The organism is Pseudomonas sp. SCT, assembly GCF_003864275.1.
Classification (GTDB): domain Bacteria; phylum Pseudomonadota; class Gammaproteobacteria; order Pseudomonadales; family Pseudomonadaceae; genus Stutzerimonas; species Stutzerimonas stutzeri_AE.
In genome coordinates, this window is the sequence record NZ_BDJA01000001.1 from 822,476 (window position 1) to 849,188 (window position 26,713).

21 protein-coding genes are annotated in these 26,713 nt (G+C 64.0%); 10 read left to right on the plus strand and 11 right to left on the minus strand.

The genetic code is table 11. The features are described 5' to 3' along the window. The first annotated feature begins 247 nt into the window (after window positions 1–247). On the plus strand, window positions 248–934 hold the full coding sequence (locus BHD08_RS03780; protein ID WP_125020862.1) for a c-type cytochrome: 687 nt from the start codon (window positions 248–250) through the stop codon (window positions 932–934). Here BHD08_RS03780 and codA read toward each other — a convergent pair. Further along, the gene (gene codA / locus BHD08_RS03785; protein ID WP_125020863.1) at window positions 928–2,163 is read right to left on the minus strand and encodes a cytosine deaminase; all 1,236 of its coding nucleotides are present in this window, start codon (window positions 2,161–2,163) and stop codon (window positions 928–930) included. The genes BHD08_RS03780 and codA overlap by 7 nt on opposite strands. Before the next feature lie 13 nt (window positions 2,164–2,176). Further along, window positions 2,177–3,454, minus strand: coding sequence for a cytosine permease (gene codB / locus BHD08_RS03790; protein WP_125020864.1), 1,278 nt, complete (start codon window positions 3,452–3,454; stop codon window positions 2,177–2,179). Window positions 3,455–3,744: 290 nt separating this feature from the next. Here codB and BHD08_RS03795 point away from each other — a divergent pair, with 290 nt between their 5' ends. Continuing rightward, window positions 3,745–5,283, plus strand: coding sequence for a catalase (locus tag BHD08_RS03795; RefSeq protein WP_125020865.1), 1,539 nt, complete (start codon window positions 3,745–3,747; stop codon window positions 5,281–5,283). A 64-nt stretch (window positions 5,284–5,347) separates the two neighbouring features. Further along, a complete protein-coding gene (locus tag BHD08_RS03800) occupies window positions 5,348–5,902 on the plus strand; it encodes an ankyrin repeat domain-containing protein (protein WP_125020866.1) in 555 nt (184 codons plus the stop codon). A gap of 4 nt (window positions 5,903–5,906) precedes the next feature. Here the strand turns inward: BHD08_RS03800 and cynS are convergent, their stop codons facing one another. The 5 genes from cynS to phhA all read right to left on the minus strand — a co-directional run bounded on the left by cynS (window position 5,907) and on the right by phhA (window position 9,928). Beyond that, window positions 5,907–6,356 (minus strand): cyanase, encoded by a 450-nt coding sequence (gene cynS / locus BHD08_RS03805; RefSeq protein ID WP_015275717.1) that lies wholly within the window; start codon window positions 6,354–6,356, stop codon window positions 5,907–5,909. Window positions 6,357–6,440: 84 nt separating this feature from the next. Continuing rightward, entirely contained in the window at window positions 6,441–7,202 is a 762-nt protein-coding gene (locus tag BHD08_RS03810) for a phytanoyl-CoA dioxygenase family protein (RefSeq protein WP_125020867.1), read from the minus strand. 197 nt (window positions 7,203–7,399) lie between these two features. Then, a complete protein-coding gene (locus BHD08_RS03815) occupies window positions 7,400–8,596 on the minus strand; it encodes an amino acid aminotransferase (RefSeq protein WP_125020868.1) in 1,197 nt (398 codons plus the stop codon). Continuing rightward, a complete protein-coding gene (locus tag BHD08_RS03820; RefSeq protein ID WP_011914586.1) occupies window positions 8,596–8,952 on the minus strand; it encodes a 4a-hydroxytetrahydrobiopterin dehydratase in 357 nt (118 codons plus the stop codon). Before BHD08_RS03820 ends, BHD08_RS03815 begins: the two co-directional genes overlap by 1 nt. 190 nt (window positions 8,953–9,142) lie before the next feature. After that, window positions 9,143–9,928 carry a phenylalanine 4-monooxygenase gene (gene phhA, locus BHD08_RS03825; protein WP_125020869.1) on the minus strand — a complete coding sequence of 262 codons (786 nt, stop codon included), beginning with the start codon at window positions 9,926–9,928 and terminating at the stop codon, window positions 9,143–9,145. Between the two features lie 250 nt (window positions 9,929–10,178). Between phhA and BHD08_RS03830 the strand changes: the two genes are divergently transcribed. Next, window positions 10,179–11,738 carry a sigma-54-dependent transcriptional regulator gene (locus tag BHD08_RS03830; protein WP_125020870.1) on the plus strand — a complete coding sequence of 520 codons (1,560 nt, stop codon included), beginning with the start codon at window positions 10,179–10,181 and terminating at the stop codon, window positions 11,736–11,738. A gap of 134 nt (window positions 11,739–11,872) precedes the next feature. Here the strand turns inward: BHD08_RS03830 and BHD08_RS03835 are convergent, their stop codons facing one another. The 3 genes from BHD08_RS03835 to BHD08_RS03845 all read right to left on the minus strand — a co-directional run bounded on the left by BHD08_RS03835 (window position 11,873) and on the right by BHD08_RS03845 (window position 18,605). Then, window positions 11,873–16,045 (minus strand): CheR family methyltransferase, encoded by a 4,173-nt coding sequence (locus BHD08_RS03835; RefSeq protein WP_125020871.1) that lies wholly within the window; start codon window positions 16,043–16,045, stop codon window positions 11,873–11,875. 127 nt (window positions 16,046–16,172) lie between these two features. Further along, a complete protein-coding gene (locus BHD08_RS03840) occupies window positions 16,173–17,549 on the minus strand; it encodes an L-serine ammonia-lyase (protein WP_015275723.1) in 1,377 nt (458 codons plus the stop codon). A gap of 108 nt (window positions 17,550–17,657) precedes the next feature. Then, the gene (locus tag BHD08_RS03845; protein WP_125020872.1) at window positions 17,658–18,605 is read right to left on the minus strand and encodes an NAD(P)/FAD-dependent oxidoreductase; all 948 of its coding nucleotides are present in this window, start codon (window positions 18,603–18,605) and stop codon (window positions 17,658–17,660) included. A gap of 353 nt (window positions 18,606–18,958) precedes the next feature. Here BHD08_RS03845 and BHD08_RS03850 point away from each other — a divergent pair, with 353 nt between their 5' ends. Together BHD08_RS03850 and BHD08_RS03855 are read left to right on the plus strand one after the other, a co-directional pair. Next, the gene (locus BHD08_RS03850) at window positions 18,959–19,954 is read left to right on the plus strand and encodes a TRAP transporter substrate-binding protein (protein WP_106158807.1); all 996 of its coding nucleotides are present in this window, start codon (window positions 18,959–18,961) and stop codon (window positions 19,952–19,954) included. A 363-nt stretch (window positions 19,955–20,317) separates the two neighbouring features. After that, window positions 20,318–21,316: a TRAP transporter substrate-binding protein gene (locus BHD08_RS03855; RefSeq protein WP_015275726.1), complete on the plus strand. Its 999-nt coding sequence runs from the start codon at window positions 20,318–20,320 to the stop codon at window positions 21,314–21,316. Here the strand turns inward: BHD08_RS03855 and BHD08_RS03860 are convergent. Further along, complete coding sequence (locus tag BHD08_RS03860) at window positions 21,300–21,719, minus strand: DUF488 domain-containing protein (RefSeq protein WP_106157644.1); 420 nt, start codon at window positions 21,717–21,719, stop codon at window positions 21,300–21,302. The genes BHD08_RS03855 and BHD08_RS03860 overlap by 17 nt on opposite strands. 215 nt (window positions 21,720–21,934) lie before the next feature. Between BHD08_RS03860 and BHD08_RS03865 the strand changes: the two genes are divergently transcribed. From BHD08_RS03865 to nosR, 4 genes are all read left to right on the plus strand, one after another. Next, the gene (locus tag BHD08_RS03865; protein ID WP_106157645.1) at window positions 21,935–22,288 is read left to right on the plus strand and encodes a hypothetical protein; all 354 of its coding nucleotides are present in this window, start codon (window positions 21,935–21,937) and stop codon (window positions 22,286–22,288) included. Between the two features lie 68 nt (window positions 22,289–22,356). Next, a complete protein-coding gene (locus BHD08_RS03870; RefSeq protein ID WP_106157646.1) occupies window positions 22,357–22,797 on the plus strand; it encodes a CopD family copper resistance protein in 441 nt (146 codons plus the stop codon). A gap of 166 nt (window positions 22,798–22,963) precedes the next feature. Further along, window positions 22,964–24,214: an acyl-CoA dehydrogenase family protein gene (locus BHD08_RS03875; RefSeq protein WP_106157647.1), complete on the plus strand. Its 1,251-nt coding sequence runs from the start codon at window positions 22,964–22,966 to the stop codon at window positions 24,212–24,214. Window positions 24,215–24,481: 267 nt separating this feature from the next. Continuing rightward, window positions 24,482–26,659, plus strand: a complete 2,178-nt coding sequence (nosR, locus tag BHD08_RS03880) for a transcriptional regulator NosR (protein ID WP_125020873.1) — start codon at window positions 24,482–24,484, stop codon at window positions 26,657–26,659. Window positions 26,660–26,713 lie beyond the last annotated feature (54 nt).

The window sequence follows — 26,713 nt, forward strand, 5'->3', positions numbered from 1 at the left end:
TTTCTATCGTCAATGCGGCAAAGGCGCGCACTTGTGTCATTTGGCTGAATAAGCCGGTGCTACGACGCAAATATCATCGTATCGAGAATGCCCGTGACGGGCTTTTGTGATGCTCATCACGGAAGTCCGGCGTTGCGCTCATCAGGCAGCACTTTTGTTGACTTGTGCCGGGGTTCTGCCCCGCCACGCTTCCTATAGTCGGCGCCCGCAACGCTCCATTGGCCAACTCCAGACACGGATGATCCTCATGCGCACGCTTGTTCTTGCTCTGCTCGCCTGCTTCGTCCCGCTTGCCCATGCCAGCGAAGAGGCGATGGAGCGATTCAACTATCTGATGGCCGATGAACAGCGTCGTGAGCAGGCCAGCCTGGCCGGTCAGGAACGCGCCGTGTTCTGCTCGTACTGCCACGGCGAAACCGGCAACAGCAAGCGCAAGCACATCCCCAATCTCGCCGGGCAGAATCCGCTGTACCTGTTCCACTCCTTCGAAAAGTTCGCCAGTGGCGAACGCGTCGATTTCGTCATGTCCAAGCTGGCGCAGAATCTCAGCATGGAGGAACGGGTGAACATCGCGGTGTACTTCAGCCAGCAGAAGGTCAGTCCGCCAGAGGGCGCACCGAACCTGGCGTTGCACAAAAGCGGCGAGAAGATCTTCAAGACCACCTGTACCGGCTGCCACGGTGCCCATGCCGAAGGCATGGAAACCATGCCGCGGCTGGCCGGCCAGCCCGACGAGTACATCCGCAAGGCGCTGACGCGCTTCCGCGAGAACGACCCCAGCCGTGCCGGTTCGGTGATGATTGGCGTCGCCAGCCACCTGTCCGCAGCGGATGTCGAAGCGCTGGCGGCCTATCTATCGCACCTCAAGCTGACCCCGGCCGAGGAGATGGCCAACATCAACCGCCTGCGCAAGACCACTGCAGCCGCTCAGTAACGCTGGATCTGCGCCGGTGTGCGGCGCATCAGCACCTCACCATTGCGCACCGAAAGCAGGGCATGGCCTTGGGTGCGCAGCATCTCGTAGTCGTCCGGCGCCGACAGCACCAGCAGATTGGCCGGGCGCCCCACTTCCAGCCCGTAGCGCTCGCCGAGGTTCAGCGTGCGTGCGCTGTTGTCGGTGATCAGGTCCAGGCCGCGCTGCAGGTCCTCGTAGCCGAGCATGTGGCAGATGTGCAGTCCGGCTTCAAGAATGCGCAGGATGTTGCCGTTGCCCAGCGGATACCAGGGGTCGACGATGGAATCCTGACCGAAGCACACGTTCATTCCGGCGCGGTCGATCTCGGCCACACGGGTCAGCCCGCGGCGCTTCGGGTAGGTATCGAAGCGGCCCTGCAGGTGGATGCTCTCGGTCGGGCAGGAGACGAAGTTGATCTTCGATAGCTTGAGCAGGCGGAACAGCTTGGAGCAGTAGGCGTTGTCGTAAGAGCCCATCGCCGTGGTGTGGCTGGCGGTGACCCGCTCGCCTATCTCGCGCACCCGCGCCTCCTCGGCGAGCACTTCGAGAAAGCGTGACTGCGGGTCGTCGGTTTCGTCGCAATGCACGTCCACCAGGCAGCCCGTGCGTTCGGCCAGGTCCATGAGGAACCTGATCGAGCTGACACCCTGGTCGCGGGTGTTCTCGAAGTGCGGAATGCCGCCGACCACATCGGCGCCCATGGCGATCGCCTCGGTCATCAGCTCGCGACCGCCCTTGAACGACTCGATGCCCTCCTGCGGGAAGGCGACGATCTGCAGGTCGATCAGGTGGCGGGTTTCCTCGCGCACCTCGAGCATCGATTTCAGCGCCGACAGCGTCGGATCGGTGACGTCGACATGGGTGCGCACATGCTGGATGCCGTGGTCGACCAGCATGTCGATGGTCTTCTTCGCCCGCGCCTTGGTGTCCTCGTGGGTCACCAGCGCCTTGCGCTCGCCCCAGCGCTCGATGCCTTCGAACAGCGTGCCGCTCATGTTCCAGGCCGGCTGGCCGGCGGTGAGGGTGGCGTCGAGGTGGATGTGCGGCTCAATGAAAGGCGGCACCACCAGGTTGCTGGCGGCGTCGATATCGCCCTCATTGGCTTCGGCCGGCGCCTGCTGCGCGCTGATGGAAGCGATGCGTGCACCGTCCAGTTCGATGCGGTACAGACCGCTGCGGCCGCGCAGGCGGGCGTTGAGGATGTTCATGGTGACTCCTTGATCAGCGTGCGTCGGTTTGCGTCAGCACCGTGCGCGACAGGGCCAGGCGCTGACCCTCGTACAGCACAATATAGGCTGCGGCGGCCACCAGTATGCCGACGATGGGCGCCACCCAGGGCGAGAAATACGCGCAGGCGGCGCCCAGCACGTAGGCCGCCAGGCCCAGGCTGTTGTATTTGGGCAGACGCGCCTCGGCCAGCTTTGGATAGTGCCCGCGATGGCGGTAGAAATAGTCCGCCATGATTACGCCGCCGATGGGCGGGATGATCGAGCCGAGCAGGATCAGGAAGGGGATCAGCAGTTCGTACATGCCGCCGAGCGCCAGCAGCGTGCCGACGAAGGCACCGCCGAGGGTCACCAGGCGGCGACGCTCGGTGCGCAGCAGGTTGCAGCCGGCGGCGGCAAAGTTGTAAATGGTGTTGTCCTGGGTGGTCCAGAGGTTGAGGAAAAGCATCACCACCGCGGCCATCGACAGGCCCTGCAGCACCAGCACTTCGACGATATCCGGCTGCTGGTAGACGATTGCTCCGTAGGCGCCGGCGACGATCATCAAGCCGTTGCCGATGAAGAAGCCGATCAAACTGGCCCATACGGCCACCTTGCTGCTGCGGGCGAAGCGCGTCCAGTTGGTGGCCTGGGTTGCCCCACTGACGAAGGTGCCGAAGATCATGGTGATGGCCATACCGAGGGTCAGGCTGTCGCCCGGCTGCACCGCTAGCAGGCCGTCCAGCCCGCCAATGTCGCGGGTGGCGGTCCACAGCGAGGCGATCAATAGGATCAGCATCGCCGGCACCGCGATACGCGAGAGCAGGTCGAGGCCCTTGTAGCCGACGAAGGCGGTCAGGCAGAAGCCGAAGCCGAACAGCACCATCAACGGCATCGTCCAGCTTTCCGGCAACGCCAGCAGGCGCACCAGGACGATGGCGATGGTCGCCGTGCCCCAGGCGTACCAGCCTATCTGGGTGAAGCCGAGCAGGAAGTCGGAAAGCCGGCTACCGGCCTCGCCGAAGCAGAAGCGCCCCATCAGCACCGAGTTCAGCCCACTGCGGCAGGCGATCAGCCCGAGCGCGGCGGCATAGAGGCCGAGCAGCAGGTTGCCGATCACCGCGGCCCAGAGCATGGTCTTGAAGTCGAAGGCCAGGCCGATCTTGCCGCCGGCGAACATGGTGGCGGTGAAGAGGGTGAAGCCGAACAGCAGGATGGAAGTGGACCACAGCCCCTTGCGCGCGCCGGCAGGCACTTCGCTCAGGGGGTAGTCGGTATCGACGGGCTGTTTCATCGGTGGATGCTCCGCAAGGTCAATGCAGCCCACGGTGCAGATGCCATGCCATTTGCTGACCGATCGGCCAGTTCGGCGCGCTGGCGATAACGCTGCAGCCAGCGTGATTCGTCCCGGTGCGTCAAGCTATCCGTGTGCACTGGGATTGCGCTCTAGCGCGAAGTTCCGCCAAGCGGAGCGACATTTTCTCTATCGCCACGTTCGGCTTATTCAATTGGGGCATCTTCGGCCCCCCTCTTAGGCTTTCCGACGCGCCATAAGCGCATCAGAAAATCGAAGAGGAATCACCCATGTCCCGTATGACCTTCGGCTCCACACCAGCGCGTTTTGCGCTCGGTGTTATTTCCGCGAGCCTCCTTGCGCTGTCTGCCAATGCTGCCCCGCTGACCCGCGACAATGGCGCGCCGGTCGGCAACAACCAGAATTCCCAGACCGCCGGGCCCAACGGTCCGACCCTGCTGCAGGACGTGCAATTACTGCAGAAGCTGCAGCGTTTCGGTCGCGAGCGTGTCCCCGAGCGCGTTGTGCATGCCCGTGGCACCGGCGCCCACGGCGAGTTCACCGCCACCGAAGACATCTCCGACCTGACCCTGGCCAAGGTCTTCGAGAAGGGCAGCAGCACGCCGGTGTTCGTCCGTTTCTCCACCGTGGTGCACGGCCTGCACTCGCCGGAAACGCTGCGCGACCCGCGCGGCTTCGCCACCAAGTTCTACACCGCCGACGGCAACTGGGACCTGGTCGGCAACAACTTCCCGACCTTCTTCATCCGCGACGCGGTCAAGTTCCCGGACATGGTCCACTCCTTCAAGCCGGACCCGCGCACCAACCTGGATGACGACAGCCGCCGCTTCGACTTCCTCTCGCACCACCCCGAGTCGACCCGCACCCTGACCCTGCTGTACTCCAACCAGGGCACCCCGGCCAGCTACCGGATGATGGATGGCAACGGTGTGCACGCCTACAAGTTCGTCAACGAGCAGGGCGAAACCCACTACGTGAAATTCCGCTGGAAGAGCCAGCAGGGCCTGAAGAACCTCGACCCGAAAGAGAACGAGGCGATGCAGGGCAAGGACTACAGTCACCTGAGCCGCGATCTGGTCACCGCCATCGACAACGGCGACTACCCCAAATGGGACCTCATGATCCAGGTGCTCAAGCCGGAGGATCTGGCCAAGTTCGAATTCGATCCGCTGGATGCCACCAAGATCTGGCCTGACGTGCCCGAGCGCAAGATCGGCCAGATGGTGCTGAACAGGAATCCGGACAACATCTTCCAGGAAACCGAGCAGGTCGCCATGGCGCCGGCCAATCTCGTGCCGGGTATCGAGCCGTCCGAGGACCGTCTGCTGCAGGGCCGTCTGTTCTCCTATGCCGACACCCAGATGTACCGCGTTGGTGCCAATGGCATGAGCCTGCCGATCAATCGGCCGAAGGTGGCGGTCAACAACGGCAATCAGGACGGTCAGCTGAACCCCGGCCACACCAACACCAGCGTCAACTACCAGCCGAGCCGCCGTGAGAACCGCGAGGAAACCCCGCGCGCCGTACTCAGCAAACTGGAGCTGAGCGGGACCACCCAGCAGGCACCGATCCAGCGTCAGCAGAACTTCAAGCAGGCCGGCGATCTGTATCGCTCGTTCAGCAAGAAGGAGCAGACCGACCTGATCAAAACCTTGGGTGGCGAGCTGGCCAATGCGGACGACGAGGCCAGGCACATCCTGCTGTCGTTCTTCTACAAGGCTGACGTCAATTACGGCGAGGGCCTGACAAAGGTCGCCAAGGCCGACCTCAAGCGGGTCAAGGCGCTGGCTGCCGAGCTGCAGGACTAAGCAAACGGTTGCTTTTGACCCGGGTCGGGCGATGACCCGGGTCTTTTTTATCGTGGAGGCAGATATGAAAGGTCTTTTGCTGATGGCAGCGCTGCTGTTGGGCAGCGGGGCCGCCGTGGCCGCTGATGGCCCGCTGACGAATGCCGCCGACACGCCAGAGGCGGTCAAACAGCAGTTGCGCGACTATTTCTTCAATGCGGCGCGCTTCGGCGATAACGAGATTCTCGACGAATTCATCCGGGCCGGTTACGACCTGAACAGCGCCGATGGCAATGGCTACACCGCCCTCATCCTGGCGGCCTACAACGGCCATGGCGACACGGTGGAGCGTCTGCTCGCCGCCGGGGCCGATGCCTGCGCCGAAGACAAGCGCGGCAATACGGCGCTGCTCGGCGCGATCTTCAAAGGCGAGCTGGGTATCGCCAAGCGGCTGCTGGCCACCGAGTGCGATCCCAACCAGCGCAACAACGCCGGGCAGACGCCGGCAATGTACGCCGCGCTGTTCCAGCGCGAGGCACTGCTCCAGACGCTGCGCGAACATGGTGCGGACCTGAGCGCGGCGGACCCGCTGGGCAACAGCGTGGAAAGCCTGGCGCGCGGCGAGATCCGCACCCGCTGATCCCTCAGTAGCTCTTGTAGGGCAGGAACTTGCCCGACAGCACCACACTGACGCGATCGCCCTTGGGGTCGCTCTGGCGCTGGATATCCATGGAGAAGTCGATGGCGCTCATGATGCCGTCACCGAATTCCTCGTGGATCAGCTCCTTGATGGTGGTGCCGTAGACGTTGACCAGCTCGTACCAGCGGTAGATCAGCGGATCGCTCGGCACTGCGGTGGGCAGCGAGCCTTTGTAGGGCGCGATCTGCAGCCAGGCGACGGCCTCGTCGGAGAGCTCGAAGAGCTGCCCCAGGGTCTCGGCCTGGGCCTTGTCGAAGGCCATCTGGCCGAGGCAACCGGCGGTGGTCCACTCCTTGGACATGCCGATGCTTTCGGCGACATGCGCCCACTTCAGGCCCTTGCGTACCTTGGCGGAGACGATCATCTGGGTGACCTGTTCACGACTGCTGATCATGGCGAATCCTCATCTGGCGAATGCGAGTGAATGGCCGCACGGGCGCGGCGGGCCTCGGTCGATGCAGGTTCGGTGCCAGGCGTTTCAATCGTATTCGGCTGCCTCGTGCTCGCCGAGCAGGCGACGCTGGCGCGGCGTGGCGGCGGCCAGCACCTCGGGATTGAAACTGAAGTGCAGGTAGGGCGAGAACTTCTGCGCGACCATGCGCCGGCCGTAGTGGATCTGTAGCAGGTAGCGGCTGCGCTCGGCCGTGCGGTTGCGGCTGCCGGCGTGCCAGAGGTCGCTGCGAAACAGCAGCAGGTCGCCGGCCTTGCACAGTACTGGCTCAGGGGCGCGTCCGTGCCATTGCGTTTCGCTCGGGCGCGGCTTGCGCCCGGCGCGGTGGCTGCCGGGGATCACCAGCGTCGGGCAGAGGTCGGCGTCGATGTCGTCCAGATACAGGTGTGCGGTGCAGATCTGCATCGGCAGTTCGAAGGCGGGGTCGGCGAGCAGGCTTTCCGGCAGCTCCATGGCCAGATGGTCGGAATGCAGCTCGCCGCCGATAAAGCCCGGGCGGCTGCGCCAGGCGGTCTGGCCGATGATATGGCAGTCCGCGCCGAGCGCTGCCTCGGCCAGTTCGATCACCCCGGGCAGATCGAGAAAGCGCAGCCAGAACGGCGAACGGTTGAACACGCACTTGAAGTGGTCGTCGACCAGTCCCTGGTAATCCCAGTGGATGGGTTCGAGGCGGTCGATGGCGTCGCGCAATTCCGTGATCGTCGGCGGATCGACCACCGCAGGCAGCAGCACAAAGCCCTGCTGGTGCAGGGCGGCGAGCTGCCGGCGGGTGGTGGCGGAGTCAGGCATGGCACTAACCGGTCGGACGACTATCGCTCAGCATAGGCAGCGTGGGCGCGCGTTGAAAGCCGGCTGAAAGCTTGCCGCGCTACTGTGCCGGCGCTGCTGCGGCAGCCAGTTGCGTGGTCACGAGCCGCGCGACTGTCTCCTCGCTCCGGCGTACCCGGCGGCGTCGCCAGAAGCGGCGTCACCGGCGCGCACCTCGCCTAGTTCGAAACCACCCGTGCGATGGCCTTGGCCAGCGCATCCAGGCGCTCGGCATCCAGTCCGGCGACGTTGGCCCGACCGCTTTCCACCAGATACACCGAATCCTCGGCACGCAGCCGGCGTACCTGCTCGGCGGTCAGGCCGGTGTAGGAGAACATCCCGCGCTGCTGGGCGATATGCGCAAAGCGCTCGGCCAGCCCATAGGGCATCAGCGCCTCGACCAGCCCGGCGCGCAGGCTGGCGATGCGCCGGCGCATGCGCTCGACCTCGTCCTGCCAGATCTGCCGCAGCGGCTCGTCGGCGAGGATCGTCGCCACCACCGCGGCGCCGTGAGCCGGCGGTGTCGACCAGAGGTTGCGAGCCAGCGAAGCGAGCTGGCTGCGCACGTCGAGCAGGCGCTCGGCATCGCTGGTGACGGCGATCAGCGCGCCGGTACGTTCGCGGTAGAGGCCGAAGTTCTTCGAGCAAGAGCTGGTGATGAGCATTTCCGGCAGCGTTTCGGCGAACAGCCGTACTGCCCAGGCGTCCTCTTCCAGTCCGTCGCCAAAGCCCTGATAGGCGAAGTCGAACAGCGGCAGCAACTCGCGCGCGCGCACCACTTCCAGCACCCGCAGCCAGTCGTCGTGATTCAGGTCGAAACCGGTGGGGTTGTGGCAGCAGGCGTGCAGCAGCACCACGTCACCGGGCGGCACCTGTTGCAATGCGGCGAGCATGCCGTCGACATCGAGGCGGTTGTCGGCGCCGACGTAGGGGTAGTGCTGCACGCGCAGGCCAGCGGCGGCGAACAGGGTTTCGTGGATCGGCCAGGTCGGGTCGCTCAGCCAGATGCTGCGCCCCGGCAGGCACTTGGCGATGAACTCACCGGCCAGCCGCAGCGCGCCAGTGCCGCCCGGTGCCTGGGTGCAGCCGGCGCGCTGCTCGCCAAGGGCAATGGCGCGGCTGCCGAGCACCTGGCGCAGTAGCAGGGCGCCGAACTGGGCGTCGCCGTGGCCGCCGATGTAGCTCTTGGTCTGCTCACCGTCGACCAGGCGCTGCTCGGCCAGTTTCACCGCACGCGGGATCGGCGTCAGGCCCTGGGCGTCCTTGTAGACGCCTACGCCCAGGTCGAGCTTGGCCGGGTTGATATCGGCGCGATACAGGTCCATCAGGCCGAGGATGGGGTCGCCGGGCACGCGGGGAATCTGGCCGAAATGCATTACTTGCGGCCCTCCGCGCTGGCGGCGAGCTGGTCGGTGCGTGCGGCCATGATGAAGTCGTTGCGGTGCAGGCCGCGCATCTCGTGGCTCCACCAGGTCACGGTGACCTTGCCCCACTCGGTGAGCAGGGCGGGATGGTGGCCGACCTCCTCGGCGATGGCGCCGACTGCGTTGGTGAAGGCCAGGGCGTGGCGGAAATTGCGGAACAGGAAGACGCGCTCCAGCTCCATGTGGTCGCCGCGCACTTCGATGTTCCAGTCGGGGATTTCGCGGATCAGCTCGGCCAGTTCTTCGTCGGACACCTTGGGCGCATCGGCGCGGCAGGCTTCGCATTGGGCTTGGGCAAGGGCGGTCATGGTGGTGGTCCTTTTGTTTGATGGTTGGAAAGCGTAGGTGAGATGGACGGCTCGTACTGGCCGCGTGGATAAGCCTTCGGCGTTATCCACCCTACAAGGCAAGGGGATTCGCGGCCAGGTTCCTTCCGCAGGGGTGTAGGCCGAATGGCGTCTTGCGACACGCGTTAACCGGCCTGCGGCGTTGTGCAGCCTACGCCGCCTTCGGCGGAAACTTCGGCTGGTGCAGGCCCAGGCGCATGGCCTCGCGCACCATTGCCATGATGTCCTGCTGGGCCAGATCGAACAGCTGCTTGAGATCCGGCAGGACGAAGTACAGCGGCTGCAGGATGTCGATGCGATAAGGCGTGCGCATGGCTTCCATGGCATCGAACGGCTGCCGCTCTGGCTCGTCGGACAGGCTGTAGAGCGTTTCCTTGGGCGAGGAGAGGATGCCGCCGCCGTAGATGCGCAGCCCGGCCGGGGTATCCACCAGGCCGAACTCGACGGTCATCCAGTACAGCCGCGCTAGATACACCCGTTCCTCCTTGCTGGCTTTCAAGCCGAGCTGGCCGTAGGTGTGGGTGAATTCGGCGAACCACGGGTTGGTCAGCAGCGGGCAGTGACCGAAGATCTCGTGAAAGATGTCCGGCTCCTGCAGGTAGTCCAGTTCTTGCGGGGTGCGAATAAAGGTCGCGACCGGGAAGCGCTTGCTCGCCAGCAGCTCGAAGAAGCGCTGGAAGGGGATCAGCGCCGGTACGCGCTCGACCTGCCAACCGGTGGATGCCTCCAGCACGCGGTTGATCTCGCCGAGCTGCGGGATGCGCTCGTGGGGCAGGGCGAGCTGGTCGAGGCCGTCGAGGTATTCCTGGCAGGCGCGCCCTTCGAGCAGCTTCAGCTGCCGCTCGACCAGCGTCTGCCACACCGCGTGTTCGGCGTCGGGGTAATGAATGTGCCCCTGCGCGTCCGGTTCGCGGGCTACGTAGTGGGTGGTCTTCATCGCTACTCCTGGCCGCTTGGGCATCTTGTTGTTGCCCTCATTCGAACCCGAACACGTACCGTCGTGGAGTCCCGCTGTGGCGGAATGTCGCAGCGTGCGCGATCTGTGCTGTAAGGAAAGCGTGACGTTATTACCGATCGCCGGATCGGCGGCATTGCCAAGTGTGTTATCTGGCAAATAATCTTGACGGAAATTTGCGGCGCTCGAATGAAGCGTCGTCAGCCCCACAACAAAACAACAGGGCCTCGCCATGCGTATCAAGATTCTCTGCCAGAACCGCGTCGGCATCCTGCGCGACATGCTCAATCTGCTGGTGGACTACGGCATCAACGTCGCCCGCGGTGAAGTTGGCGGCGAGCAGGGCAACGCCATCTACCTGCATTGTCCCAACCTGATGAACCTGCAACTGCAGGCGCTGCGGCCGAAAATCGAGGCGTTGCCGGGCGTGTTCGAGTTGCGCAAGGTCAGCCTGATGCCCAGCGAGCGGCATTCCCTGGAACTCAATGCACTGCTCGGCGCGCTGGAATTTCCCGTGCTCTCCATCGATATGAGCGGTGCCATCGTTGCCGCCAACCGTGCCGCCGCGCAGTTGCTCGGCGTGCGTGTCGACGAGGTGCCGGGCATGAGCCTGTCGCGCTATGCCGAGGACTTTGACCTGCCCGAGCTGGTGCGCGCCAACAAGGCGCGGATCAACGGCCTGCGGGTGAAGATCAAGGGCGACGTGTTTCTCGCCGACATCGCCCCGCTGCAATCCGAACACGACGACAGCGAGGCGCTGGCGGGCGCGGTACTGACCCTGCATCGCGCCGACCGGGTCGGTGAACGCATTTACCAGGTGCGCAAACAGGAGCTGCGCGGCTTCGACAGCATCTTCCAGAGCTCGAAAGTGATGGCCGCGGTGGTACGCGAGGCACGGCGCATGGCGCCACTGGATGCGCCGCTGCTGATCGAAGGCGAGACCGGCACCGGCAAGGAGCTCTTGGCGCGCGCCTGTCACCTGTCCAGCCCGCGCGGGCAGTCGCCGCTCATGGCCCTCAACTGCGCCGGCCTGCCCGAATCCATGGCCGAGACCGAGCTGTTCGGCTACGGCCCCGGCGCCTTCGAGGGCGCGCGGCCGGAAGGCAAGCTCGGTCTCCTGGAGCTGACCGCCGGCGGCACGCTGTTTCTCGATGGCGTCGGCGAGATGAGCCCGCGGCTACAGGCCAAGCTGCTGCGCTTCCTGCAGGATGGCGGTTTTCGTCGGGTCGGCAGCGACGAGGAGGTCTATCTGGATGTGCGGGTGATCTGCGCGACCCAGCTCGACCTGTCCGAACTCTGCGCCAACGGTCAGTTTCGCCAGGATCTGTATCACCGCCTCAACGTGCTGTCGCTGCATATCCCGCCGCTGCGCGATTGCCTGGACGGCCTGCAGCCGCTGGCGCTGCACTTCATCGATCAGGCCAGCCGGCAGATCGGTTGTCCGCTGCCAACCCTTTCGCCGCAGGCGCTGGAGCGGCTGGCCGGCTATCACTGGCCGGGCAACGTGCGGCAGCTGGAGAACACCCTGTTCCAGGCAGTTTCGCTGTGCGAGGGCGGCACCATCAAGCCCGAGCATATCCGCCTGCCGGGCTACGGCGCGGCGCAGCCGCTGGGCGATTTCTCCCTGGAGGGCGATCTGGCGAGCATCGTCGGGCGCTTCGAGAAGGCCGTGCTGGAAGGGCTGCACAAACAGTTCCCGAGCAGCCGCCAGCTGGGCAAGCGGCTCGGCGTTTCGCACACCACCATCGCCAACAAGCTGCGCGAGCATGGGCTGGGCAAGGCCGAGGGCTGAGGCCGGCCGCGGCCAAAGTTCAGCCTTCTCGCGCGTTCCCCATCACCCAGCTAGCAGAGCCCGCTACCCGATCGCTGCCATGTTCCGCGTGGGAGCGTGGCAGCCATTAGCCAATCCTGCTGCTGGCCAGTGGATCAGCGCACGGCCTGGGTCACCGCATCGATCAGCGCCTGCAGATCGATGGGTTTGCGCTGGTGTTGGGTGAAGCCGGCGGCCATGGCTTTTTCCACATCGCGCAGGGTGCCGTATCCGGTCAGGGCGATGCTCGGGGTCTGCGTGTTCGCACCCTGTTGGCGAATTACCGACATCATCTTGTGACCATCGATTTCCGGCATGCCGATGTCGGAGACGATCACGTCGAACGGCGTTTGCTCGGCCAGCTCGATGCCGCGCGCACCGCCGTTGGCGGTGGTGACCTCGGCGCCCTCGCTTTGCAGCAGTTCGCACATGGTTTCGAGGATGTCCGGCGAGTCGTCCACCAGCAGGATGCGGATGCCCCTGAGCCCGCCGGCGTCGTCGACGTTACCCTGGTCGTTGAGCTCGAATTCGGTCTGCAGGTGCATCGGCAGCCAGACGCTGAAGCGGGCGCCGCGGCCGATGCCTTCAGAGTAGGCCTCGATGTGGCCGTTGTGCGCCTCGACCAGCTGCTTGACCAGCGCCAGCCCAATGCCCAGCCCATGCTTGGCGCGCTGTGCATGCTGCATCTCGGCCTGGCCGAACATGTCGAAGACCTTCGGCAGGAAGTCGGCGCTGATACCTTCCCCGGTGTCGATGACGTCGAGCCGTGCCAAGTCGCCTTCGCGTTCGAGCTGCATGCAGATGCGCTGGCCGCCTTTGGTGAACTTCCAGGCATTGTTCAGCAGGTTCCAGATGATCTGTTCCAGACGGGTCGGATCGGCCTGGATGAAAATGGGCTCATCCGGTTTGAAGGTTTCGAAGGTGACGTTCTCGGCCAGCGCCAGCGGCGCAAACACCGACTCGATACCGCGCAACACTTCCTGGTAGCGCAGCGTGGCGAAGTGCAGCTTGAGCTTGCCGGTGCGGATGCGCGAAACGTCCATCAGGTCATCGATGATCCGCGACTGGCTGCGCACTGCGTTCTGGATCGACTGCATCGCCTTGTGCACGCTCGGGTTGTTCTTTACCGCCTGGGAGCGGGCGGCCAGGTCGGTGTTGAGCTGGATGAGATTCAGTGGGTGCTTGAGCTCGTGGGACAGCACGGCGAAGAACTGGTCCTTCTGCAGGTTGGCGGCCAGGGTGCTTTCCAGCTCGTTCTGCTGTTCTGAGCTGCGCTGCCGGTCCTCGGTGAGGTCGCGGGCGATCTTGGCGAAGCCGGTGACCTTGCCTGTATTGTCCACCAGCGGATTGACCAGCCCGCTGAAGAAGCAGCGCGAGCCGTCCCGGCGCATATGCCAGCGCTCGTCGGTGGCCTGGCCCTGCTCGAGCGCACGTTTGCGCTCGGCTTCAGGCACGCCGGCCTGACGGTCCTCTTCGGTATAGATCAGGTCGATCTGGCGGCCGATGGCCTCTTCTTCGCGATAACCGAAGATGATCTCCGCGCCGCGATTCCAGGTGGTGATCAGTCCGTCGCAGTCCAGGGTGATGATGCCGTAGCCCTTGGTGCTCTGCGCCAGCAGCTTCAGATGGGCCTCGCCGGCACGCAGCTGATCCTCGGCGCGGCGACGGTCGGTGATGTCAATGAAGGTCAGCACGGCACCTTCGATACGATCATCCTGGGTGCGGTAGGGCAGGAAGCGCGCCAGATACCATCGCGTGCCTTCGCGGTTCACCACTTCGCGCTCGACCAGATGCAGCGCGCCAAAGGCCTCGGCCGCGTCGTCGTGCAGCAGCGGATAGTCGAGGCGATGGGTGATATCGAACAGCGACCTGCCGGCATCGTTGCCGATCACGTTGAAGATGTCCTGGGTCCGTGGGGTGAACCACTTGATGCGCATCTTGCGATCGACGAACAGCGTGGCGATGTCGGTGGAGGAAATCAGGTTCTGCAGGTCATCGTTGATCTTGCTGGTTTCGTCGACCTTGCTCTTGAGTTCGTAGTTGACCGTGGTCAGCTCTTCGTTAATCGACTGCAGTTCTTCCTTGCTGGTCTCCAGCTCTTCGGTGGCCGAGCGCAGCTCTTCGTTGATCGCTTGCAGTTCCTCGTTGGAAGCGCGCAATTCCTCGGTGGAGGTCTCCGAGTGCTCCATGGTGATCTGCAGCTGCTCCTTGGTCTGCTGCAGCTCGGCCTCCAGCTGGGCCAGGACGCTGTCCTTGGCCTCAGCTCCATCGCTGGCCCCGGTATCCATGCAGGCTTCGACTTCATCGAAGATGACCAGCACGTACTCGTTACCGGCCTCGTTGTCACGGAACGGCCGCACCACCATGTTCACGTAGAAGCTGCGACCGTCGCGCTCAAGGCGCACCCGGCGCGCTTCCACGCTCTTGCCCGTATGCGTCGCCTGATACAGCGCGGTACGCAGTTCCAGGCGCAGTTGTGGATGGACCAGCGTGGTCAGGTTCAGCGAAGGCTCGCCGCCGACATAGCGCAGGAAGTTGCCCGCCTTATCGGACATGTGCACGATCTCGGCTTCCTGATTGACGATGACGCTGGGTGGTGCGTACTGCTCAAGCGCCCGCTGGTGCACGTCGGCAAAGGAGAACTTCTTGCTGCGTCGGCTCGGCTCGCTGAACGGTGGTTGAGCGGGGGCGGAAAACGAGAAGCCCTGGAAAGGCCCTACCGGAGGCCGACGCAGCGATGCACCCACTTCCCTGGCGCGATAGATGCGGTTCTTCTTATCCACCGGCGTGAACAGCTGGGCGCAGGCGTCGGCGGTTTCAGAGTTGCCAAGGAACAGGTAGCCGCCAGGATTGAGGGCGAAGTGGAACATGCGCAGCACTTCGATCTGGATGTCCTTGTCCAGGTAGATCATCAGGTTGCGGCAGGAGATCAGGTCCAGTCGCGAGAACGGCGGGTCGCGCAGGATGTTGTGGCGGGCGAACAGGATTCGCTCGCGCAGCTCCTTGTGCAGGCGGAACTGATTCTGGTCCTTTACGAAATACTGCCGCAGTCGGGTCGGCGACACGTCGGTCAGGATGGCTTCCGGATAGGCACCGTTGCGCGCGGTTTCCAGAGCGCGGTCGTCGATATCGGTGGCGAACACCTGCAGTTTCAGCTCGCTGCCCGCGCCGGTGATTGCGGCCTGGTCGGCCAGCAGCATGCCCAGGGAATAGGCTTCCTCCCCGGTCGAACAGGCCGCCGACCAGACGCGCAGGGTCTTGTCATCGGTGCCTGCCTTCTGCTCCAGCAGCGCCGGGATGATGTCGCGCTCCAGTGCTTCGAAGGCGTCCCGGTCGCGGAAGAAATTGGTCACGCCGATCAGCATGTCGGCAAGCAGTTCCGGTGTCTCCTCCGGATGGCCCTGCAGGTAGCGCGCATAGCTCGGCATGTCGGGCAGTGCGTTGACCTGCATGCGTCGTTCGATTCGCCGCAGCACGGTTGCCTGCTTGTAATGCCGGAAGTCATGGCCGGTGCGCGTGCGCAGCGCGGCGAGGATCTCGCGCAGCGCCAGTTCGTTGGGTTTGGACTGGATATGTGCGTCGGCGTATTCCACCGCGGCCTGCTCCGCGCCCGCCTGTTCGGTATCGCCGCTGGACAGGCTCGGCTCGTGGCGCGCCAGCAATGCCTGCATGTTGCGGCACAACTCGATCAGTTTCTGCGGCATTTCCGCCACCGGCAGCACGATGTCGACCATGCCGGTTTCGATGGCGCTGCGCGGCATCGAGTCGAACTCTGCGTCCGCAGGGGCCTGCGCCAGGGTCACGCCGCCCTGTTCCTTGATGCGGGCCAGACCGACCGAGCCATCCGAGCCACTGCCGGAGAGTACGATGCCCAGTGCATGGCTATGGTGCGCATCGGCGAGGGTGCGAAAGAACAGATCGATCGCGACCTGGGGCTCGCGTTCGCGGGTCGGGGCGAGCAGGCGCAGATAGCCGTCGTTCATTGACAGATCCATCGCCGGCGGAATCACGTAGATGTGGTTGCGCTCGATAGCCACCGGCCCGCGCACTTGCAACACCGGCATGCGGGTGAGGTTCTGCAGGATCCTGTCGACATTGCTCTCGTGATTGGGCGAGAGGTGCATGATCACCACGAAGGCCATGCCGCAATCGGCTGGCATGTGTTCGAACAGACTCATCAGTGCCTTGAGGCCGCCCGCGGAAGCGCCGATCCCGACCACTGGAAACTGCAGCGTGCTGCGGGTCAGGGTGTCGTTCTTGGGCGTGGCTGGCTCGGGGCTGGTGCTCATCGGTTCCTCTGTTCTGGCGTTTCCGCGGCGCTGGAAGGGGGCAGCAGTCAGAGAATGTCCACCTGGCCTGCGGCACCGCCGAACCGATGATAGGGGTTTGCGCCGCCAATTACTGCCTGGCCGATGTTCAGCACTCGATGATGTTCACCGCCAGCCCGCCGCGAGCGGTCTCCTTGTACTTGCTCTTCATGTCGGCGCCGGTCTGGCGCATGGTGCGGATCACCTTGTCCAGCGAGATGAAGTGGCTGCCGTCGCCACGCAGGGCCATGCGTGCGGCGTTGATGGCCTTCACCGCGCCCATGGCGTTGCGCTCGATGCAGGGCACCTGCACCAGCCCGCCGACGGGATCGCAGGTCAGCCCGAGGTTGTGCTCCATGCCGATCTCGGCGGCGTTTTCCACTTGCTGTGGTGTGCCGCCGAGCACCTCGCACAACGCGCCTGCCCCCATCGAGCAGGCCACGCCGACTTCGCCCTGGCAGCCGACCTCGGCGCCGGAGATCGAGGCGTTCTCCTTGTAGAGCATGCCGATGGCGGCGGCGGTGAGCAGGAAGCGCACCACGCCGTCCTCGTCTGCACCCGGCACGAAGCGCATGTAGTAATGCAGCAGCGCCGGAATGATGCCCGCCGCGCCGTTGGTCGGGGCCGTGACCACGCGGCCGCCGCTGGCGTTCTCCTCGTTGACCGCCAGCGCATAGAGATCCACCCAGTCGAGCACGTTGAGCGCATCGCGCAGGTTGGCCTCCGGGTGCTCGCTGAGCTGGCGGTACAGGCCCGCCGCGCGTCGGCGCACCTTGAGCCCGCCGGGCATCACGCCTTCGGTACGGCAGCCGGCCTCCACGCAGTCCTGCATCACCTGCCAGATGCGCAGCAGCCCTGCGCGGGTTTCGCCTTGTGGACGCCAGACCGTTTCGTTGGCGAGCATCAGCTCGCTGATGGTCAGGCTGTGCGCCGTGCAGTGGGCAAGCAGCTGTGCAGCGCTGTGGAAAGGGTAGGGCAGCGGCGTCGCGTCCTCGACGATGCGGTCGTTGCCGGTGGCGTTTTCATCGATGACGAACCCACCGCCTACCGAGTAGTACTCGCGGCTGCGCACTTGCAGCCCGGCCGCATCGAACGCGCGGAAGACCATACCGTTGGGGTGGAAGGCCAGCGGCTTGCGGATGAATTGCAGATCATGGCCGACATCGAAGCGAATGGACTTTTCGCCCAGCAGACGCAGCGCGCAGGTCTCACGTATCGCCGCCATGCGCTGAGGAATGTTCGTCGTATCCACGCGTTCCGGCCGCTCGCCTTCGAGACCGAGCAGCACTGCCTTGTCACTGCCGTGACCCTTGCCGGTGGCACCGAGGGAGCCATACAGCTCGACCTTCAGATGGTCGGTGGTAGCCAACAGTTGGTCCTGCCGCAGCCCCTCGGCAAACAGCAGGGCTGCCCGCATCGGCCCCACCGTGTGTGAACTGGACGGGCCGATACCGATCTTGAACAGGTCGAAGACGCTGAGTGACATGAGGTGCTCCGGGGATAAGGGCTCGTATAAGCCTAGCCCTTCAGGCGCTGGCGAATGTTGATCACACGCGGCGGCAGTGACGATCGGCCGAGTGTCTTTGCGCCAGGCCTATCTCGCGGCCACTGTCGAACCACCCCAGGGGTTGGCTTCCAGGCTGTTATGCACGGCGGTCGCCGCCTGGGCAGCCTGGCCGATGGCGACACTGATCTGCTTCAGACCCATGGTCACATCACCGATGGCGTACAGCCCGCGCAACGATGTCTGGCGGTGCTCGTCGACGTTCACCCCGCCGCACTCGTCGCAGTCGAGGCCAAGCTGCACGGCAAGTTCGGAGCGAAAGCGTGCGCCGAGGCTGGGATAGATGATGTCGAAGTGGTGCCGCTCGCCGCGGCAGGTCAGCAGTTCGATGCCGGTCTCGCAGGGGTGCAGTGACTCGACGCGGTCGCTGATCACGCGGATGGCGTAATGCTCGGCCAGGGCGATAGCCTGATCGCAGGCGTCCTGCTCGCCGTGCACCACCACGGTGACCCGGTCGGTGAAGGTGCGCAGGAACACCGCGTGGCTGATGGCATTCTCCGCTTCGCCATACACGGCGACGTTGTCACCGTCGACTTCATAGCCATCGCAGATCGCGCAGAGCCGGACCTTGCCCTCAGCGATCGCCGTTTCGATGTCAGGCATGTCCGGCAGACTGTCCTCGATGCCGGTAGCCAGAATGATCCGCCGTGTGACGCAGACGTTTTCACCGTAACGCACGCTGAAGCCCTCGGTATGCGGCTCGATATGCTCCACGCGGCCGTGTTCCAGGCGCGCCCCGTAACCGCTGGCCTGCTCGCGCAAGCGCGCCAGCAGGTCGTTGCCGTTGATGCCCGGCGGGAAGCCCGGGTAATTGCGTGAGCGCGGTATCCACGAAGCCCGGCTCGAGCCGGCATCCACGACCAGGCAGCTGCGCCGGAAACGCGCCAGGTACAGCGCCGCGGTCAGGCCGGCGGGTCCGCCGCCGACGATCAGGCAATCGGTCACTGTTGTGGATGGGTTCGCTTGGTCGGTAGTCATCACATGGCCCGGGCTGTGGTAGCCAGTAGAAGGCGGTGCCGGCGAGAAGTTCGGCCCAGCCGATGGATGCAATATTCCGTTTTGCGAGCTGGTCGGAGCTTCAGCCCTTGTGCCAGAGCCTTCGATAGCCAACACTGCGCGGCTCGGTGACCAGGCGGATCCAACCCGTACTGATCGGTCATCGCCATTCCAATAAAGACCAGCCTGCGACCTCACTCGCGGTGCACTGGTCGCCTCGCTACAAACGTCGGCCACGCCTCACCAGGTGACGGCTGAACCACATCGAATCGCAAACACCACTCGAACGGAGCTCACGAGGCGCCGTGCCGAGCCTATTTCCCGTGGGGGTAAACGTGTTCAAGTCTCTGGTTGTTGCGCCGTTCGCGGCGCTGGTTCTCACCCTTTCTCCGCTGGTTGCGCAGGCCGCGGAACCCATCGTCATCAAGTTCGCCCACGTGGTTGGGGACGACACCCCCAAGGGCAAGGGCGCACTGTTGTTCCAGACGCTGGTGCGCGAGCGTCTGGCTGGGAAGGTGGATGTCGAGGTGTATCCGAACTCGACGCTGGTCGGCGACGCTGACGAGATGCAGGCCTTGCTGGACAACAAGGTGCAGATGCTGGCGCCGTCGCTGTCCAAGTTCATCGAGTACTCGCCGAAGCTGGAAGTGTTCGACCTGCCGTTCCTGTTCGATGACGATGCGGCGGTTGCACGCTTCCAGAAGCGTGAAGCAAGCCGGGACCTGCTGCGTTCGATGGCTGGGCGTGGCATCTACGGGCTGGCCTACTGGAATAACGGTCTCAAGCAGCTGTCGGCCAACCAGCCGCTGCAAACCCCGGCCGATGCGGCGGGGCTGGCGTTCCGCATCCAGCCCTCGCCGGTGCTCGAGGCGCAGTTCGCCGCGGTCGACGCCAAGGCCGTGCGACTGCCGTTCTCGGAGGTGTCCAAGGCCATGCAGAGCGGTACGGTGCAGGGTACCGAGGGTCCGTGGTCGAACATCCGTGGCCAGAACGCCGGGCTCAAGCAGAGCTATGTCACCGAAACCAATCACGGTGTACTCAACTACATGCTGGTGACCAACTCCGAGTTCTGGACGAGCATCCCCTTTGCTGTACGTTCGGAGCTGGAAAACATCGTGCTTGAAGTGACCCAGACGGTGAATGCCGAGGCTGCGGCCATCAATCAGCGTGAGCGTGAGCAGATTCTCGCCAGCGGCAATACCACACTGGTCACGCTGACCCCGGCGCAGCGCCAGGCCTGGCGCGTGAAGATGCAGCCGGTGTGGAAGTCGTTCGAAGCGCACATCGGTGCGGACATCATGCGCGCCGCGCTGGCCGTCAACCGCCGTTGAGGCTGCCGACTCCGGCCCTGCCTCCGGAGCGGTCATCGGAGCGCTCTGCGACGGGCCTTGCCAGGCTCGTCGCAGCGTCTACCCGTGCGAGCAAAACGCTGTTTTGAGAGCTGGTCGCACTTTCTGGCCTTGTGCCATCCGCGGCGTTCACTAAGACTTTCGTACTAGCTGCGGACGGCCCTCACGCCGTGTTGTCGCAGCTGCATTCCAATAAAGGCCAGCGACGACTGCCGCAAGCGCGTCGATCGGGCTACCTCAGAAAAGACCGGCTGCGCGACGTGTGAGCCGGACCTTTATTCATTTCGACTAACCACTCGAACGGTGCTCACGAGGCGCCTTCGGGCATTTCCCATTGGGGGTCAGATGTACAAGTCTTGTGTCGCTGCGCTGGTTGCAGCGCTGTATTGGTTCAGTGCCCCGGCCATGGCTGCCGAGGCCGAGCCGATCGTCATCAAGTTCGCTCACGTGGTGGCGGATGACACGCCCAAGGGTAAGGGCGCGTTGCTGCTCAAACAGCTGGTCGAGCAGCGCATGGCCGGCAAGGTGAAGGTCGAGGTCTACCCGAACTCGACACTGGTCGGCGATGCGGAGGAGATGCAGGCGCTGTTCGACAACAAGGTCCAGTTGCTGGCGCCCTCGATGTCGAAGTTCGCGCCTTACACCAAGAAGCTGCAGGTCTTCGACCTGCCATTCCTGTTTGACGACGCCGAGGCGCTGCAGCGTTTCCAGAAGCGCGAGGCGGCGCGTCAGCTGCTGCGCTCGATGGCCGATCACGGCGTCTACGGACTTGCCTACTGGAACAACGGTCTGAAGCAGCTTTCCGCTACGACACCGCTGCGCAAGCCGAGCGATGCCAATGGCCTGGCGTTCCGCATCCAGCCCTCGCCCGTGCTCGAGGCGCAGTTCGCGGCGGTCGGCGCCAAGTCCGTCGTACTGCCATTCGCCAAGGTCTACGAGTCGCTCAAGGGTGGTGTGGTGCAGGGCGCGGAAAATCCGTGGTCGAACATCCTCAGCCAGAACATGCACAGCGTTCAGCCGTACATCACCGAGAGCAACCACGGTGTGCTCGACTACATGCTGATCACCAACAACGATTTCTGGCTGAGCATGCCCTTCGCCGTGCGCTCCGAGCTGGAAGGCATCATCCTTGAAGTGACCCAGGCGGTGAACCGCGAAGCCGCAGCGGTGAACCGGCGCGATCGCGAGCGCATTCTTGCCAGCGGCAGCAGCCAGCTGATCACCCTTACACCGGAGGAGCGTCAGGCGTGGCGCGAGCAGATGCTGCCGGTCTGGAAAACCTACGAAGCGGACATCGGCGCCGATCTGATCCGCGCTGCGATGACGGTCAATCGTCGTCGCTGAGACAAATTCCCAGCTCGCCGGCCATGCAGGCCGGCGAGCTGGGGCGTTCAAGCCGCTCTCCCTCCTGTTCCAGCCATTCGGCCAGCACGCGCGCATTGTTCTGCTGCTCGTCGCGCGCGGCATATACCAGTGTCAGGGTGCCCCTTTCGGCGATCTCCAGCAGCGGCCACCAATGCTCGGGATGTGCCGCCAGCTCGCCGCGGTAACGCTGCCTGAACTCGTCGAACTGCATCGCTCCGCCCTTGAATGCCTTGCGCAGCTCGGCCGAGGGCGCGAGGTCCGCTAGCCATGCGTGCAGCGCCAGGCTGTCCTTGCGGCAGCCGCGTGGCCATAGCCGATCGACCAGTACACGTTGCCCGTCTTCCTGCGCGGCAGGCTGGTATGCGCGTTTACAGCGGATCATCGTGTTGCACCTCTTCTTTCTTGCGAGAAGCTTAGGTGAATATGCCGCACTGGTTAGGGTGTATATCACTTTGTTGGGTGTATAAATCACCATTCTTCGCAGGGTCCTATTTACCCTGGTGTTTGATATCATCTTGATTTAATTGGTCTATCCGAACGGCACGGTTCCTGTAGTAGGGAATGGTGGTTACCCCCATTCGCGAAAGGAGCGATGACATGAAAAGCGCAACGGTTCTGATGGCGGCAGCGGTAGTTCTGGCGAGCAGTATGGCCAGCGCGGACGAGGTTCTTGAGGTGCACGAGGATCGTGCGGTTGGCGGCGGTTTCGGTGGGCTCAGTGGCTTCATGCTCGGTGCGGCGGCGGGTGGTCCGATCGGCGCGCTGGTCGGTGGCGGCATCGGCTATCTGGTCGGGCAGGGTGCCCAGCAGGCTGCCGGGCTGGAGCAGACGCTGTACGTGGTAAAACGCGACGATGGCAGCATCAGCCGCATCCGCACCTCCGACGGCGGATTCCTGCAAGGTCAGCACATCGAGCGCAATGGCGCGCAGGTCACCGCGTCGGCGAAATGACCGAGTGGGTAGTCTGCTGGCGTGCGGATGGAGGATGATCGCTGCTGACAGTCATCCTGGAGGTACCGATGAGTTATTCCGTTCTGCATGTGGTGCATCTGCTGGCCGCGATTTTCTTCATCGGTACGCTGTTCTTCGAAGTGATGATCCTCAGCCGTATCCGCCAGCAGATTGGTGAACAGACCATGCCGCTGGTGGAGCGCGCCGTCGGCGCCCGCTCGCGGGTGGTGCTGCATTGGGTGGTGCTGTTCGTCTACGGCGCGGGTATCGGCCTTGGCTGGTATCACCGCCAGGCGCTGGCCGACCCGTTCGCCAGCAGTTTCGCCACGCTTCTGTCGTTGAAGGTTCTGCTGGCTATCGGCGTGTTCTTCACCTTCGGCCTGGTGGCGGTTCTGCTGCGCAAAGGCCGGATGACGCCGCCGCGTTACCGGGCCATTCACTGGGCAATCCTGCTGCAGATGATCGGTATCGTGCTGCTGGCCAAGGGCATGTTCTACGTGCACTGGTAAGGCTGCGCACATACCAGTTTCACCAGCGACAGTCATGACCACGGTCAATTCGGCTGACGCTTCGCTTCCTGCTTATCGGGCCTGATTCAGTCACCGCAGCCTCGTTGCTTTAGCGGCAGCGGGGTCTATGGTGGCTGCATCGTTTTCCGATCAGCAGAGGTTACCCATGGATTTCGCCTACAGCCCACGCGTCGAGGCGCTGCGCCACCAGCTGCGCGCCTTCATGGACCAGCATATCGTGCCGCGCATCGGCGCCTGGCACGCGGAGGTGGCGGCCGGGCAGTATCCGGTGTCGTTCATGGACGACCTCAAGGCGCTGGCGCGTTCGGAAGGGCTGTGGAACCTGTTCCTGCCGTCGCTCGGCGAAGACGAGCCGGGCGTGGGCCTGAGCAATCTGGAGTACGCGCCGCTGGCGGAAATCATGGGGCGCGTGCACTGGGCGTCCGAAGTGTTCAACTGCAATGCGCCGGACACCGGCAACATGGAGCTGCTGCACATGTTCGCCACGCCGGAACAGCGCCAGCGCTGGCTCGTGCCCTTGCTCGAAGGCGAGATCCGCTCGGCCTTCGCCATGACCGAGCCGGACGTGCCGTCTTCCGACGCCACCAACATCCAGACGCTGATCCGCCGCGATGGCGACGACTACGTGATCAACGGCCGCAAATGGTTCATCACCAACGCCTCGCACCCCAACTGCAGGCTCCTGATCGTCATGGGCAAGACCGACCCTGACGCCGAGACCCATCAGCAACAGAGCATGATCCTGGTGCCGTTCGACACGCCCGGCGTCGAGCTGGTGCGCAACATTCCGGTAATGAACCACATCGCCCCGGAGGGCCACAGCGAGCTGCTGCTGCGCAACGTGCGGGTGCCGGCGAGCAATCTGCTGGGCAGGGAGGGCGACGGTTTCATGATGGCCCAGGCGCGCCTAGGCCCGGGTCGTATCCATCACTGCATGCGCTCGATCGGCATGGCCGAGCTGGCGCTGGAGCTGATGGTCGAGCGCTGCCAGGAACGCAAGGCGTTCGGCAGATACCTGCATCAGTATTCCAACGTCGCCGACTGGATCGCCGAATCGCGCATCGAGATCGAACAGGCGCGCCTGCTGGTGCTCAAGACCGCCTGGATGATCGACGAGGTCGGCGCCAAGGCGGCGCGCAAGGAAATCTCGATGATCAAGGCGCTGGTGCCGCGCATGCACATCAACGTGGTCGACCGCGCGATCCAGGTCTACGGCGCCATGGGCCTGACCCCGGACACGCCGCTGGCCGACATGTGGACCGGTGGCCGCGCCCTGCGCTTTGCCGACGGCCCGGACCAGGTGCATCTGCGTAGCATCGCCAGGATGGAAATCAAGGCCAGTGAAGCCACGCGCGGTGCGACGGCGGCCTATCTAACCCCACCCGGTCGTCACTGAGCGCGCCGTCCTGCTGGCGGCGTGGGTTCGATCCGCGCCCGCCTTCTCCTTCTTGCGCTAACGCACACTGCCACGGCGCCGTTCTCGCATTTGCCCGGTACTGACCTAGGCTTGGTCATAACAACGTCTTCGTTCTCCGTCAGGGTGTTTCTTTGACATGGAACAACGAAAGTGGCGGCCCGGCGCGTCCTTGATTGCAATCAAGGGGAGTCCCGTCAGCGGTCACCTACCATTCGCCCCACGTCGACAGTGGATTTAGGTGATCTGATGGTTTCCCGCGGACATTCGTCGCTGACCGGTACCGCGCGTACCTGGATCAGTAGCTTGCTCATTTTCCTGAGCCTGGCAGTTTGCTCCGTGTCGGTGCAGGCCGTTGAGTACGAAGTCGAACGACAGCGCATCGAGCAGTTTTTTCCCGGTGCGAGCATTTCCGAGCCCGAGGGCGACTATCAGGTTCGAACGCTGCGCAAGGGCGACGAGGTCCTCGGCTACGCCTTCCAGAGCATCAACGTCACCAAGATTCCGGCCTATTCCGGCAAGCCGATCAACATGCAGGTGCTGCTCGATCCACAGGGCGTGATCCGCGACGCCTATGTGCTGGAACACCACGAACCGATCCTGCTGATCGGTATCCCCGAGCAGAAGCTCCACGATTTCAATGCCAAGTACGAGGGCATCAAGGCTGACCAGCGCGTGGTGGTCGGCCGCTCCAGCGACAGCAATGCGGTGACCATCGATGCGGTAACCGGCGCCACCGTGACGGTGATGGTGGTCAACGAGGTGGTGATGCGCGCCGCCCATGAGGTGGCCGTATCGCTGGGCCTGATCGAGGCGGGCAACACGGCACGGCCGAAAATCGCACTGGTGCGCGAAGACGTTTACCAGCCGGCCGACTGGACCGAGCTGACCGGCAATGGGGCGATTCGACGGCTGCACCTGACTCGCGGGCAGATCGACGAAGCCTTCAAGGGGACCGAGGCCGAAGGTATCGACGAAGCTTCTCCGGAAACCGCCGACGATACCTTCATCGATCTCTACGTGACGGAACTGAATCCGCCGACCATCGGCCGCAACCTGCTGGGCGACAACCAGTACCGCTTCCTGATGGAAGAACTCAAGCCGGGCGAGCACGCCATCGCCGTGCTGGGCAGCGGTGAGTATTCGTTCAAGGGCTCGGGCTACGTGCGCGGCGGCATCTTCGATCGGGTTCAGCTGCGCCAGTTCGGCGACATCATCAGTTTCCGCGATCTCGACTTCCAGCGACTCAACGATATCTACATCGACGGTGCACCACGTTTCAGCGAGATGGCGATCTTCATCGTCCGTGAGGCGGTGCGCTTCGATCCGGGTTCGCCCTGGGTACTGGAACTGCTGGTGCGCCGGCAGATCGGACCGGTCAGCGGCATGTTCACCAGCTTCGAGCTGCCTTACCAGATGCTCGACGAGTACATCGAGCGGCCGCAGCCGACCGACGAGGAGCTGGCCGCGATTGAAGAAGCTAACCGGCCGATGTGGGTCAATATCTGGTACCAGAAGACCTTCCAGATTGGCGTCATTCTCGCAGCCCTTGGCCTGCTGACGGTCATCCTGTTCCTGCAGGACAAGTTCACTCAGAAGCCGCAGTTCCTGCACTGGCTGCGCCGCGGCTACCTGGTGTTCACCGTGGTGTTCATCGGCTGGTATGCGCTCGGGCAGCTGTCGGTCGTCAACGTGCTGACCTTCGTCCATGCGCTGTTCCAGGATTTCCGCTGGGAGCTGTTCCTCTCCGATCCGGTGATCTTCATCATCTGGACCTTCACCGCCGCTACCATCCTGCTCTGGGGCCGTGGCGTGTTCTGCGGCTGGTTGTGCCCGTTCGGCGCCCTGCAGGAGCTGATCAACGAGGCCGCGCGCAAGCTGAAGATTCCGCAGTACGAGCTGCCCTTCGCCGTGCACGAGCGGCTCTGGGCGATCAAGTACATCATCCTGCTGGTGCTGTTCGGCATCTCCCTCGAGTCGATGATGATGGCCGAGAAGGCTGCCGAGGTTGAGCCGTTCAAGACCGCCATCACCCTCAAGTTCGACCGTCAGTGGTGGTTCGTCACCTACGCGGTGTTCCTGCTGGTCATCAACATCTTCACCCGCAAGGTTTACTGCCGCTACGTCTGCCCGCTGGGCGCGGCGCTGGCGATTCCGACCAAGCTGCGTCTGTTCGACTGGCTCAAGCGCCGCAAGGAGTGTGGCGACCCATGCCAGCTCTGCGCCAAGGAATGCGAGATCCAGGCGATCCATCCGGACGGCCGCATCAATGCCAACGAGTGCCACTACTGTCTCGACTGCCAGATGACCTATCACAACGAGAACAAGTGCCCGCCGCTGGTGAACAAGAACAAGCGCAACAAGCGCGGCAAGAAAGCACCGGCCTCCGCCGAGCTGATTCCCGTGGTGCAAGTGGTGGAACCCTGAGCCGTCGCCGCTGGCGAGGTGCTCGATCGATGTGTTTGAAGCAGATGTCCCAAA